Raw genomic sequence first — 12,645 nt, 5'->3', positions numbered from 1 at the left:
TCACGTTCCTATATGCGGTCCTCGATCAGGCGACCTGCAGGATGCGAAGCGGGTTGTCCCAGTCGCGCAGCAGTTCGGCCTCGCGCGCCTTGGCCTTCTCGAGGTGCGCTTCCTTGACGTGACCGTAGCCGCGGATGTGTTCCGGGATGGACGCGATCTGTGCGGCGAGGTCGACGTTGCCGGCGTCGAGCTTGCCCAGCAGGCCTTCGACGGTGCGGAAGTAATCGGCGATCAGCTGGCGCTCCATGCGGCGCTCGTGCGTGCGGCCGAACACGTCGAGCGCGCCACCACGCAGGCCGCGCATCTTCGCGAGCAGCTTGAACGCGGTGAACACCCACGGCCCGTAGGCCTTCTTGACCCCGCGACCCTGCGCGTCCTTCTTCGACAGCATCGGCGGCGCGAGGTGGAAGCGCAGCTTGAAGTCGCCTTCGAACTGCTGCTCCAGGCGACGACGGAACTCGCCGCTGGTGTACAGGCGCGCGACTTCGTACTCGTCCTTGTAGGCCATCAGCTTGAACGCGTAGCGCGCGACGGCTTCGGTGAGATCCGTGCTGCCCGGCGCCTTCGCTTCTTCCGCTGCGCGCACCTTCCCGACGAAATCCGAATAGCGCTTGGCGTACGACGCATTCTGGTAGTCGGTCAGGAAGTTCACGCGACGCGCGATCACTTCGTCCAGCGAACGCGACAGGCGCGCATCGTCGAGCGGAAGGAACGCGACGTTGTCGTCGCCGTGCGACGGCATGTGGCGCAGGTCGTCGTGGTCACGCAGCGCGCGCGGCGCCGACGGGCTGCCGAACTCGTGGCCTTCCCACTGCGCCGGCGCGAGCATCGGCAACGCATGCGGCGTGGCTTCCGCAGTGGTGCGACGGTTGGTGGTCAGACCCGCGGATTCGGCGACGGTGAGCGGATCGATCGCGGCGAGGCGGCCCCATGCGAACGCGGTCTTGTTCATCTCGATCGCCGCGCCGTTGAGTTCGACCGCGCGCATCAGCGCATCGAACGAGATCGGCACCAGGCCCTGCTGCCACGCGTAGCCGAGCATGAAGAGGTTGGTCGCGATCGCGTCGCCGAGCAGCGCGGTGGCGAGTTGCGTCGCGTCGACCAGCAGCGGATCACCGCCATCGAGCGCACGACGCACCGCATCGACGATGTCGGCCGCCGGGAAGTCCATGTCCGGGCGCGTGGTGAACGTGCCCGGCATCGCTTCGTAGCTGTTGAGCACGACCTGCGTGCGACCGGCGCGCACCTTCGACAGCGCCCAGTAGTCGTTGACGACGACCATGTCGCAGCCGAGCACCAGATCCGCTTCGCCCGCGGCGATGCGCACGGCGTGGATGTCGGCCGGCTTGTTCGCGATGCGGATGTGCGTGGTGACGGCGCCGCCCTTCTGCGCGAGGCCGGTCTGGTCGAGCACGCTCGCGCCCTTGCCTTCGAGGTGCCCGGCCATGCCGAGCAGCGCGCCGATGGTGACCACACCTGTACCGCCGACGCCGGTGATCAGGATGTTCCATGGCTTGTCGAGCGCGGGCAGCTGCGGCATCGGCAGATCGACGAGGCGATCCTTCGCGTTTGATGCCTTCTGCTTGCGCAGGTTGCCGCCTTCAACGGTGACGAAGCTCGGGCAAAAGCCTTCGACGCAGCTGAAATCCTTGTTGCAATTGCTCTGGTCGATCTCGCGCTTGCGCCCGAACTCGGTTTCCTTCGGCAGCACCGACACGCAGAACGACTTCTTGCCGCAGTCGCCGCAGCCTTCGCAGACCAGCGAGTTCACGACCACGCGCTTGGCCGGGTCGACCATCTTTCCGCGCTTGCGGCGACGACGCTTCTCGGTCGCGCAGGTCTGGTCGAAGATGAGCACGCTGGTGCCCTTCACTTCGCGCAGTCGACGCTGCACGGCGTCGAGCTCGCGACGGTCGAGGAATTCGACGCCGCTCGGGAAGATCGACGCATCGCTCCACTTCGCGATGTCGTCGCTCAATAGAACGATTGTCTGCACGCCCTCGCTGCGCACCTGATGCGCGATCTGCGGAACGCTCAGCGTGCCGTCGACCGGCTGGCCGCCGGTCATCGCGACCGCGTCGTTGTAGAGGATCTTGTAGGTGATGTTGACGCCGGCGGCGATCGCCTGGCGGATCGCCAGCGAACCGCTGTGGAAGTACGTGCCGTCGCCGAGGTTCTGGAACACGTGCTCGGTGTCGGTGAACGCGGCCTGGCCCGCCCACGTCACGCCTTCGCCGCCCATGTGCGTGAATGTGTCGGTGTTCCGATCCATCCACGTGACCATGTAATGGCAGCCGATGCCCGCCATCGCGCGCGAGCCGTCGGGCACCACGGTCGACGTGTTGTGCGGGCAGCCCGAGCAGTAGTGCGGCACGCGCGGGAACGCGGCGCGCGGCAGGGCGAGTTCGCATTCCTTCTGCTCCATCCACGCGAGCACGTCGCGGATGTGCTGCGAATCGTGGAAGCGCTGGATGCGCTGCGCGATCACGCGCGCGATGCGTGCAGGTGTCAGCTCCGACGTCGACGGCAGGATCCACTCGCCGCTCTCGTCGTACTTGCCGACCACCGACGGACGCTCGGCCCAGTTGTACATCTGCTCCTTCATCTGGCTTTCGATGAAGGACAGCTTCTCTTCGACGACGAGGATGTCGGACAGGCCGCGCGCGAATGCACGCAGGCCGACCGGCTCCAGCGGCCACGTCATGCCGACCTTGTAGACGCGCACGCCGAGATCGCTGCACGCACGCTCGTCGAGGCCGAGGTATTCGAGTGCCTGCAGTACGTCGAGGTACGACTTGCCGGTGGTGATGATGCCCAGGCGCGCATCGGGCGAATCGATCACGATGCGATCGAGGCGGTTCGCACGCGCGAACGCCTGCGCGGCCTTGACCGCGTACTGGTGCAGGCGCATTTCCTGCTCGAGCGGCGGATCCGGCCAGCGGATGTTCAAGCCGTGCGGCGGCATCTCGAAGTCGGTGGGGATGACGATGTCGAGCGCCAGCGGATTGGCGTCCACCGAGGCCGACGATTCGACCGTCTCGGCGATGGTCTTGAAGCCAACCCAGCGGCCGGTGAACCGGCTCATCGCCCAGCCGACCAGGCCCATGTCGAGGATGTCCTGCACGCCGGCCGGGTTCAGCACCGGCATCAGCGCACTGACGAATTCGTGCTCGGAACCGTGCGGCAGGGTCGAAGAGCGACACGCATGGTCATCTGCTGCCAATGCAAGGACGCCGCCGTGCTTCGCGGTGCCCGCCGCGTTGGCGTGCTTGAACACGTCGCCGCAGCGGTCCACGCCCGGACCCTTGCCGTACCACATGCCGAACACGCCATCGACCTTCGAACCCGGGAACAGGCCGGTCTGCTGGGTGCCCCAGACCATGGTCGCGCCCAGGTCCTCGTTGAGGCCAGGGGTGAACTTCACGCCCGCGGCCTCGAGGTGCTTCTTGGCCTTCCACAGCTCCAGGTCGAACCCGCCGAGCGGGCTGCCGCGGTAGCCGGAGACGAAGCCGCCGGTGTTCAGGCCCAGAGCCTGGTCGCGCAGGCGCTGCATCAGCGGCAGCCGCACCAGCGCCTGCACGCCGGACAGATAGATGCGCCCGTCCACGCGGCTGTACTTGTGGTCCAGCGTGTAGTCGGGGTCGACGACCGAGCGCGTAAGGCCCGTGTCGGCCGAGGCGGGCGACGAAAGTTCGGCGGTACTGGTCATGCAGGCGGCTCCGACGCGGCCAATGGGCCGCGAGGTGGCGTCGGGAAGGGAGGCCGGCGGAGAGAGTCGACGCGCCGGCGAGCGGGAGAATTCTAGCAGCGGGGCGCGGATCTCCCCGTTCGGCGGCGTACGGGGCGCGGCTGTGGCACCGGATTTGCTTCTCCGCCGCGCGCGGCCGCGAGCCGCTCCCCCGTTCGTCAACGAAAGGTCGTACCCGCAATGATCGCCCGCACCCTTCTCGCCGCCGCGCTGCTCGCTCTGGCCGGCACCGTTTCCGCCCAGGCGCTGCCGCGCCAGGTCGAGTTCTACTTCGACGCTGACGCGCTCTCGCAGCGTCCCGTCCTCGAGATCAAGGATCGCAGCCAGACCGCCATCGATCGCCTCATGCGTTCGGTCGAGCGCAACGCCGAGCACACCCTGGAAGCCGCGCAGCTCGCGCACTTCGCCATGCAGACCGGTCGCAACGAGCTCGGCCTGAGCCTTTATGGACGCGCGATGTCGGGCATGGACAGCAACAACGGCCTGTGGCGCCCGGTGAAGTGGAACTACGGCTGGGACCTCTACCGCTCCGGTGATGCCGCTGGCGCACTGCGCGAGTGGTCGGACCTCGGCAACCGCGGCATCGCCTCGAGCTGGATGCCCCAGACCCTGGCAATCGCCCTCTGGAAGCTCGGCCGTAAGGACGACGCGATCCGCTGGTACGCCGCCGCCGTGCGCACCGAGCCGACCCAGTGGTCGACCGCCGCGCAGTACGCGCAGCTGCTGCCGCAGTGGAAGGACGACGAGCGCGCGACGCTGGCCGAAGTGCGGGCCGCATGGGCCGCGAATCCGCCGAAGTGGCCGTAAGCGGTTCCTTGTTCTGATGCATGACCGTCACCGCGGCATCCTGCCGCGGTGACGAGGCCCGTGTGGCACCAACGCCGCTTACACGGTCGCGCTTGCTAGATTGCCGCGTCTCCCGGCAACGCAGGCCGCGCTTGAACCTTCGACGCATCGCATCGCTGCTGGCCTTCGCGAGCCTTCCCGCGCTCGCCCAGCAGGCGCCCCCGCGCGATGCCGCGCCGTTGCCCGACATCGAATTCGCCGCCGACGTCCACATGGACAGCGTGCGGTTCGCCAGCGATCCGCAGACGCACGTGACCTTCGAAGGCGGCCCGCGCCTGGAGCATCGCCACGACGTCGAGCGCGATGGCCTGCCGACACCCGTTCGCGCTGGCACCTATAACAACGTCACCGTGGGCACCACGATCAGCGCGACGCTGCTCGATCCGACCGTCGACGCCACGACTTCCGCTTCTTCCCCGCCTCCCGAGGACCGCCCATGACCCGTCCGTTCCCGCGCGCGCTCGCCTGCGCGTTGCTGCTCGCCTCCGCGCCGCTCGCCTTCGCTCAGCAGTCCACGTCGACCGCGTCGGGCACCACGACGACGCCAGTCGATCGCAACGTCACGCCGGTCAGCCGCGTCGGCACGACAACGGGCACGACGGGTTACCGCGCGTCCTCGAGCAGCGACGAGCCTGACGTGCTGCTCGACATCCCGAACCTGTCGGTCGACGAGATCAAGCTCGACGTGCAGAACCTGCAGGCGCACATCGCGCTCAACGCGCAGCTCGCCAACCTGCTCAAGCTCAATGCCGGTGCCGATGTCGGCATCGAGCGCGTCAACATCCAGATCAAGGGCGTCAAGGCGCAGGTGCTGCTGAAGGTGCGGCTCGACAACGTCGCCGGCATCATCGACCGCACGCTCACCACCATCGATCGCAATCCGCAGATCCTCACCAAGCTGCTCGACTCGGTCGACAAGACGGTCGGCACGGTCGGCGGCGTGGCGAACACGGCGATTCGTCCGGGCGGCGTCGTGGACCGCACCGTCGGCACCGTGGGCGGCGTCGCGAACAATGCGATCCAGCCGGGCGGCGTGGTCGATCGCACGGTCGGCACGGTGGGCAACGTGGCCTCGGATGCGTTGAAGCCCGGCAGCGTGCTGTCGTCGACGGTGAATTCGCTGGGCCAGACGGTGCAGCGCGTGGTCGACGCGTCGGGCAACGTCGTCGAGCGCACGCTCGATGCCAGCGGCAAGGTGTTGAGTTCGCGCGTGGTGCAGCAGGCCACGGGCACGCGCTGATCGCATGACGGTGTCAGCCGCACGCCGGCTGAACACCGGTCTCGGCCCTGACGGCCGCTGCACGGCCGCTCCCGGATGCTCCGGTCTCCTTCTGGAGACCGCCGTGAGCGAATCCCTGCACGTCATCGCCAATGCGCATTCGCACAGCGGCGAGAACGCCGAAGACGAACTGCGGAAGGCACTCAAGGCTGCGGGCGTGGAGGCGACGCTGCACATGGTCGACGACCCGGCCAAGCTCGACGACGTCATCGCCCGCGCGATCGCGGCCAAGCCGCGTTGCATCGTGGCTGCGGGTGGCGACGGCACGGTCAATGCGGTGGCGAAGCATGCGATCGAAGCCGGCGTGACCCTGGGCGTGCTGCCGGCCGGCACGCTCAATCATTTCGCGCGCGACCTGGGCCTGCCCGATGATCTCGAAGCCGCCGCGCGCGTGCTCACCGAAGGCGAGATGCGCGAGGTCGACGTCGGCGAGGTCAACGGGAACCTCTTCCTCAACAACTCCAGCCTGGGCCTGTACGCGCAGATGGTCGCGCATCGCGACCAGATCCAGTCGCGACGTCACCTCGGCAAATGGTCGGCGCTGGTGCAGGCCTCGTGGCATGCGTTGCGCAGGCCGCAGGCGTTCTCCGTGGTGCTGCATGCCGATGGCGAGGAATTGCGTCGATACACGCCGTTCGTGTTCGTCGGCAACAACGATTACGTGGTGCAGGGCCCGCATGCCGGCGAGCGCGCCTGTCTCGACGACGGCGTGCTGTCGGTCTACGTGCTGCGCCCGCATACGACATGGGGCCTGATCAGTCTCGCGCTGCGTGCGCTGATCGGGCGCGTCTCGGACCGACGCGACCTCGACGCGATCGCGACCACCAGCCTCGTCGTCGAAAGCGGCAAGCACAGCGTTCGCCTTGCGCGCGACGGCGAAGTCGAGATGACCGACTCGCCGGTGCGCTTCCGCGTGATGCCGCGCGCGCTGAAGGTGCTCGCACCGCGCCCGGAGCCCGCCTGATGCGTACCGTCGTCCAGATTTCCGACCTGCATTTCGGACGCGTCGATCCCGCGCTGCTCGAACCGTTGCGCCGCGCGATCGTCGACATCAAACCCGACGTGCTGGTGGTGTCCGGCGACCTCACCCAGCGCGCGCGCAATGCGCAGTTCGAAGAGGCACGCGACTATCTCGCGACCTTGCCCGGACCGCAGATCGTCGTGCCCGGCAACCACGACATTCCGTATTACGACGTCGCGCGCCGCTTCCTGTCGCCGCTGACGCGATTCCATCGCTACATCACCGATGTCGAGATGCCGACCTTCGTCGATGACGAGATCGCGGTCGTTGGCGTCAACACCGCGCGCTCGCTCACGTTCAAGGGTGGGCGCATCAACGTCGACCAGGTGCGCGAGATCGAGCAGCGTTTCCACGGCCTGCCGGAGAACGTCACGCGAATCGTGGTGACGCACCATCCGTTCGACGTGCCTGCGGGTGGCGACGAGGAGGACGTGCTCGGTCGCGCGCCGATGGCGATGTCCGAGTTCGCCAAGGCCGAAGTCGACGTCTTCATGTCCGGCCACCTGCACCACAGCAACGTCGGCACTACCGCGCATCGCTATCGCATCGCCGGCTTCCAGGCGCTCGTGGTGCAGGCCGGCACGGCGACATCGACGCGCGAACGCGACGAGGCGAACGCGTTCAACGTGCTGCGCATCGGCGAGACCGAGCTGGCGGTGCAGACCTGGCGCTGGACGGCGGACGCGCGTGCCTTCGTGCAACAGGCCGAAGTGATCTATCGCTACGTGCACGGTACCGGCTGGCAGCCGGCCTGAGTCAACCGAAGCGCGCGAACTCGACGAAGCCGTCGTCGTTCGCCACCACCGCATAGGTCGGACGTCCGGAACGCGCATGGAATTCATGCGCGACGCTTTCGGCGGCGCGTTCGGCCCAGTCGCGCGTATTGATCCATTCGGCGTGGCCACAAGGGCGGCGCAACAGCCAGCCGTCTTCAATCGGTTCGATGACGATGCGTTGCATGGCGGCGTTCCCGTGGAATGCCGCGCAGTGTGGAGATCGCGATTACACCGCGCCGTCGGTGACCGACGCAGCGCGGCGTCGGACAAATCCGAAACGCTGGCTCAGTCCGCCGGCACCGTGCGGCCCTGCGCCCAGTCGCGCAGCGCGGCCACGCGTTCGCCCATCACCACCGACAGCGGGCGCGTATTGCGCAGTTCGCCGCGCAGAGTGAAGTCCGACAACGCAACGCCGGCGGCATGCGCGGAATAGAGCCCCGACACAATCGCCTGCTCGATTTCCGCGCCGGAGAACCCGTCGCTGGCGCCCGCCAATGCGCCAATGTCGAACGTCGACGGATCCAGCCCGCGCTGTTTCATGTGCACGTTGAAGAGCTGTTCGCGCGCCTCGCGGGTGGGCAGGTCCACGAAGAAGATCTCGTCGAAACGCCCCTTGCGCAGCAGTTCCGGCGGCAGCGCGTCGATCTGGTTCGCGGTGGCGACGAGGAACACGCGCGACTTTCGCTCGGCCATCCACGTCAGCAGGAAGCCGAGCACGCGACGCGAGACGCCGCCATCGCCATTGCCTTCGTCGGTCGACACGCCCTTCTCGATCTCGTCGATCCAGAGTACGCAGGGTTCGAGCTGCTCGACGGATTCCAGCGCCTGCCGCAGGTTCTTCTCGGTCTCGCCGTGGAACTTGTCATACAGCGTGCCGAAGTCCAGCCGCACCAGCGGCACGCCGAAACCCGCGGCGACGGCCTTGGCCAGCATCGACTTGCCGCAGCCCTGCACGCCGAGCAGCAGCATGCCCTTGGGCGGATCGAGCCCCGGCGGTGGCTCGGCGGCGAGGAACACGTTCTTGCGCTGCGCGATCCAGTTCTTCAGGCGACGCGCACCGGCGACGTCGTCCATGTGCGCGCCGTCGTACTCGTAGGACAGATGGCCGCTGCGGTTGAGCAGTTCGAACTTGAGCTTGGCGAGTTCGGGCAGGTCGTCCTGGCCGAGCGCGCCGTCGCGGAAGATCAGGTGGCGTGCGATGCGGCGCACGTCCACCGGATCGAGCCCGCGCAGGTTGCGCACGATCTGCTGCACGGCTTCGGCGTCGACCTGTACGCGTCGCCCGCCGTTCTCGCGCGCGAAGTTGTCGGCTTCCTCGCGAACGATCTTCAACCGCGCGTTCGCGTCGGGCAGCTGCGGACGGAAGCGCACCGCGAGCGATTCGAGATCCGGCGGCAGCTCGACGTTCTGGCCGACCAGCACGATCACGTGCGGCTGGCAGTCGCGACGCTGCACCAGGTCGCGCAGCATGCGCTGGCTGCCGGCGTAGCCGAGGTAGGGATGCATGTCGAACAGCACGTAGACGCCGCGCTGCTCGGCGTCGCGCATCGCCTGGAAGGTATTCGTCGCATCCGGCGCGATGTGCGGCGGATCCTCGCGGTCGAAGTCGAGCCGGCGCAGGCCTTCGGTGATCGACCACCGGTACAGCTCGCGCCACACCTGCATCAGCGCCTGGCGGAAGAGTTCGACCACGCGTGCCTCGTCGCGGGTCTCGATCACGATCAGCGGGGTGTTCGCGCGGATCAACGCGACGAGGTCGTGCAGTTCACTCATTCGAAGCCGTCCCGGCCGGGCGTCCGGCGCCGGCGAGCGCGAATGATACGGGCAGCGCGACGCACGCCGCCGATGCCGCGCGCGGTGTAGCCTCGATGGCGACCGTTCACTTCGCGGCGACCGCGAAGCCCCAAGCTGATGCCACCCAGGAGTCCGCCGACCATGCGCCATCTGATCCTGCTGCGACACGCCCACGCCGAAGCCCCGCAGTCGGGACAGGCCGACGCCGATCGACCGCTCTCGGCGGAAGGGCAGGCCGCGTCGGAGGCGGTCGGGCGTTGGCTGGTCGAGCACGGCGAAGTGCCGGACGTTGTGCTGATCTCGCCCTCGCGCCGCACCCGCGACACGCTGGAAGGCGTGATGCGCGCGACCGGCTATATCGACCAGCGCGTCGAGCCCGGCATCTACGAAGCCACGCCCGGCGAGCTCATCGAGATCGCCGACCGCTACCGCGACACGCGCCGGGTGATGCTGGTCGGCCACAACCCCGGCGTCGAGCAGCTCGTCGCGCTGATGGCGAGCGGTCAGTCGGGCGACTACCGCGGCGTGCCGCCTGCGGGCGTGGTCGTGCTGTCGATGCCGGCCGACGCCGCGCTCGAGCCCGGCGTCGCCGAGCTCACCCAGTTCTGGTGGCCGTGACGCCGCGCATCGTCGTTGCCCTGTTGCTCGGCATGGCCTGCGGGCGCAGCCCCGCGCAGGCACTGGACGTCGCCCGTTCGCGCATCGCGTTCGACATTCACACGCGCATCGGTTCGCCGGTGCGCGGAAGTTTTCCGGCATTCGATGGCCGCGTCGACACGCTGGCCGACGGGCGCCGCCGGGTGCACCTTCGGCTGGATGCGCGCGAACTGCGCGTCGGTGCATCGGACTACTACACGAAGCTCGCGCGCGGGCCGCAGTTGTTCGACGTCACCCATTACCCGGATATCGAATTCACTTCCGACCCGTTTCCGGCGACGTTCGCGCATGACGGCGGGCGGATGGAAGGCGTGTTGCGCATGCACGGCGTCGAGCATCGCGAACGCTTCGATCTCGCCGCCACGAGTTGCGCGCGACCGGGTTACGACTGCCCGATCCTCGCGTCGGGCCGCGTGAGCCGCGATGATTACGGTCTCGACGGTTGGCGCTGGGCGCTGGCCGACCGCGTTCGTTTCCAACTGAATGTCCTGTTTGTCGACTGACCGGTCCCCATTGCCGCGCCTGTTCGTGCTGCTCCTGCTGGCGGCGATGCTCGCCGGCTGCGCGGGCATGTCCGCGCGCGAGATGCGTCGCGTCGATACGGTGGTCGATGCCGCGCGTCCAACCACCGTCGACTGCGATCAACCCAATGCCTGCGCGCGGCCATCGCCGCTGCATGAACTGGCCGGTCGCGCCTTCAGCGAGTCCACGCCCGAGCAGCCGCATCACTACACGATGCTGCTCGATCGCGGCGCCGATGCATTGCTCGCGCGCGTCGACCTGATCCGCAGCGCCACCACCAGCATCGACCTTCAGACCTACATCTTCGACGAGGACGACGCGTCACGTTTCGTGCTCGACGAGCTCGTTGTGGCGGCGAAGCGCGGCGTGCACGTGCGCATCCTGATGGACCAGTTGTCCGCATTGAAGCGCGTCGAAACACTGGCCGCGCTCGCCGGCGTGCACGCGAACCTGCAGGCGCGCATCTACAACCCGGTGCTCGGTCGCGCGCGCATCAGCTATCCCGGTTATGCGCTCGCTGCTGCGTGCTGCTGGCACGAACTCAATCGCCGCATGCACACCAAACTGTTGCTGGTCGACGGCGCGGTGGGCATCACCGGCGGGCGCAATTATCAGGACGACTATTACGACTGGAGCGAGGAGTACAACTTCCGCGACCGCGACGTGGTGATCGCCGGCCCCGCCGCGCGCGTCATGCACGACAGCTTCGAGGCGTACTGGCAGGACCGCCGCGCGGTGCCGATCGAGCATCTGTCCGACGTGGGCAAGTCGCTGGTGCACGACGGCATCCCCGCGTTGCCCAACGGTTACGAACATCCCGAACGCCTGCGCGCGGCAAAGGCGCTCGTCGACGATCCGTCATTCGTGACGCGTCGCCTGATGGGCAACGTGATTCCGGTGTCGGATGTCGAATACGTTGCCGATCCGCCGGGGAAGGTCGAAGCCAGCGGGCTGTCGCCGGCCAGCGTCACCCTGCGCGACCTCATCCTCGGCGCGAAGGCTCGCGTCATGCTGCAGACGCCGTATCTCGTGCTGTCGAAACCGGCGCGCGAGATGTTCAGCACGCTGCACCAGCGCACGGATCCGCCGCGCGTGATCATCTCGACCAATAGCCTGGCCGCGACCGACGCGTTCATCGCGTACGCGCTGTCGTACAAGTACAAGCGCCGTTACCTGCGTGAGTACGGTTTCAACATCTACGAGATGAAGCCGTTCCCGCAGGACGTGCCGATCGACGTCGCCACCACCGGCGCGGTGCCGGTCGACGTCGTTCGCAACAACGCATTGTCGACCGCGGCCGCTCCGCCGAACAGCGCAACACCCGCGACCAGCGACGTGCCGAGCGCGACACCCGCGCACGTCAACTGCGATCGCCGCAGCGTCGTCGACTGCGACATCGCGCGGCAGAACGCGCGTCGCGCCACGCCGCGCCCGCTCGAGCGCGAATTCGCGGCGCTCGCCTACGGCAGCCGACGCAGCAATTCGCCGGTGCCGCTGGAACGCGCCGGCGTGCGCATGGGCCTGCACGCGAAGTCGGTGGTGATCGACGAGACCGTCGGCATCGTCGGCACGCACAACTTCGATCCGCGCGGTGATCACTACAACACCGAGTCGATGGTGGTGGTGCGCGATCCGACGTTCGCACGCGCGCTCGCCGCGAGCATCGGTCGCGATATCTCGCCGGCGAATTCGTGGGTGATCGCGCCGCGCGACAAGGCGCCGGTGCTGTCGGGCGTCGACTACACGGTGACCAAGGCGTCCGAGCAGTTGCCGATCTTCGACCTGTGGCCGCGACGCTACGGCACCAGCTACGAATTCCGGCCGTCGACGAAATGCCCGTTGCCATTGCCGCCGGATGATCCGCGTTTTCGCGACTGCTACGAACCCGTCGGCGATTTCCCCGAAGTCGCGATCGGCTTCAAGACGGTGATGACGCGCATCTTCACCGCGTTCGGCGCGGGGCTCGCACCGATTCTGTAAGTCATCCGCCACGACACGGAGG

At 67.8% G+C, this 12,645-nt stretch carries 11 protein-coding genes; 8 read left to right on the top strand and 3 right to left on the bottom strand.

Annotated elements, in window-relative coordinates:
- Window positions 1-25: 25 nt before the first annotated feature.
- Window positions 26-3,709, bottom strand: a complete 3,684-nt coding sequence (locus ACVWWW_RS00240) for an indolepyruvate ferredoxin oxidoreductase family protein (RefSeq protein ID WP_036140926.1) — start codon at window positions 3,707-3,709, stop codon at window positions 26-28.
- A 219-nt stretch (window positions 3,710-3,928) separates the two neighbouring features.
- Between ACVWWW_RS00240 and ACVWWW_RS00235 the strand changes: the two genes are divergently transcribed.
- From ACVWWW_RS00235 to ACVWWW_RS00215, 5 genes are all read left to right on the top strand, one after another.
- Window positions 3,929-4,555, top strand: coding sequence for a tetratricopeptide repeat protein (locus tag ACVWWW_RS00235; RefSeq protein WP_027081575.1), 627 nt, complete (start codon window positions 3,929-3,931; stop codon window positions 4,553-4,555).
- Window positions 4,556-4,686: 131 nt separating this feature from the next.
- Window positions 4,687-5,034 (top strand): hypothetical protein, encoded by a 348-nt coding sequence (locus tag ACVWWW_RS00230; protein ID WP_051234549.1) that lies wholly within the window; start codon window positions 4,687-4,689, stop codon window positions 5,032-5,034.
- A complete protein-coding gene (locus ACVWWW_RS00225) occupies window positions 5,031-5,834 on the top strand; it encodes a hypothetical protein (RefSeq protein ID WP_051234551.1) in 804 nt (267 codons plus the stop codon). Before ACVWWW_RS00230 ends, ACVWWW_RS00225 begins: the two co-directional genes overlap by 4 nt.
- A gap of 103 nt (window positions 5,835-5,937) precedes the next feature.
- Window positions 5,938-6,837 (top strand): diacylglycerol kinase family protein, encoded by a 900-nt coding sequence (locus ACVWWW_RS00220; RefSeq protein WP_196804291.1) that lies wholly within the window; start codon window positions 5,938-5,940, stop codon window positions 6,835-6,837.
- Window positions 6,837-7,649, top strand: a complete 813-nt coding sequence (locus ACVWWW_RS00215) for a metallophosphoesterase family protein (protein ID WP_051234553.1) — start codon at window positions 6,837-6,839, stop codon at window positions 7,647-7,649. The genes ACVWWW_RS00220 and ACVWWW_RS00215 overlap by 1 nt, the downstream gene beginning before the upstream one ends.
- A 1-nt stretch (window position 7,650) precedes the next feature.
- Here the strand turns inward: ACVWWW_RS00215 and ACVWWW_RS00210 are convergent, their stop codons facing one another.
- Window positions 7,651-7,854: a hypothetical protein gene (locus ACVWWW_RS00210; RefSeq protein WP_027081576.1), complete on the bottom strand. Its 204-nt coding sequence runs from the start codon at window positions 7,852-7,854 to the stop codon at window positions 7,651-7,653.
- A 101-nt stretch (window positions 7,855-7,955) separates the two neighbouring features.
- Window positions 7,956-9,443, bottom strand: coding sequence for an AAA family ATPase (locus ACVWWW_RS00205; RefSeq protein WP_027081577.1), 1,488 nt, complete (start codon window positions 9,441-9,443; stop codon window positions 7,956-7,958).
- 162 nt (window positions 9,444-9,605) lie between these two features.
- Between ACVWWW_RS00205 and ACVWWW_RS00200 the strand changes: the two genes are divergently transcribed.
- The 3 genes from ACVWWW_RS00200 to ACVWWW_RS00190 are packed head-to-tail and all read left to right on the top strand — an operon-like array spanning window position 9,606 to window position 12,623.
- Window positions 9,606-10,082: a SixA phosphatase family protein gene (locus tag ACVWWW_RS00200; protein WP_027081578.1), complete on the top strand. Its 477-nt coding sequence runs from the start codon at window positions 9,606-9,608 to the stop codon at window positions 10,080-10,082.
- A complete protein-coding gene (locus tag ACVWWW_RS00195; protein WP_051234555.1) occupies window positions 10,073-10,624 on the top strand; it encodes a YceI family protein in 552 nt (183 codons plus the stop codon). The genes ACVWWW_RS00200 and ACVWWW_RS00195 overlap by 10 nt, the downstream gene beginning before the upstream one ends.
- 10 nt (window positions 10,625-10,634) lie before the next feature.
- Window positions 10,635-12,623 (top strand): phospholipase D-like domain-containing protein, encoded by a 1,989-nt coding sequence (locus ACVWWW_RS00190; protein WP_027081580.1) that lies wholly within the window; start codon window positions 10,635-10,637, stop codon window positions 12,621-12,623.
- The last annotated feature ends 22 nt before the right edge of the window (window positions 12,624-12,645 follow it).

The sequence above is a fragment of the Lysobacter sp. HA18 genome (genome assembly GCF_054057595.1).
Note: the sequence above shows the minus strand (reverse complement) of the source record. Positions and strands in the feature narration are given on the sequence as shown.

What these genes read in the sequence shown, in the direction of transcription:
- ACVWWW_RS00240 (WP_036140926.1), bottom strand. Translation starts at nt 3,709, where the DNA reads ATGACCAGTACCGCCGAACTTTCGTCGCCCGCCTCGGCCGACACGGGC.
- ACVWWW_RS00235 (WP_027081575.1), top strand. Translation starts at nt 3,929, where the DNA reads ATGATCGCCCGCACCCTTCTCGCCGCCGCGCTGCTCGCTCTGGCCGGC.
- ACVWWW_RS00225 (WP_051234551.1), top strand. Translation starts at nt 5,031, where the DNA reads ATGACCCGTCCGTTCCCGCGCGCGCTCGCCTGCGCGTTGCTGCTCGCC.
- ACVWWW_RS00215 (WP_051234553.1), top strand. Translation starts at nt 6,837, where the DNA reads ATGCGTACCGTCGTCCAGATTTCCGACCTGCATTTCGGACGCGTCGAT.
- ACVWWW_RS00210 (WP_027081576.1), bottom strand. Translation starts at nt 7,854, where the DNA reads ATGCAACGCATCGTCATCGAACCGATTGAAGACGGCTGGCTGTTGCGC.
- ACVWWW_RS00205 (WP_027081577.1), bottom strand. Translation starts at nt 9,443, where the DNA reads ATGAGTGAACTGCACGACCTCGTCGCGTTGATCCGCGCGAACACCCCG.
- ACVWWW_RS00200 (WP_027081578.1), top strand. Translation starts at nt 9,606, where the DNA reads ATGCGCCATCTGATCCTGCTGCGACACGCCCACGCCGAAGCCCCGCAG.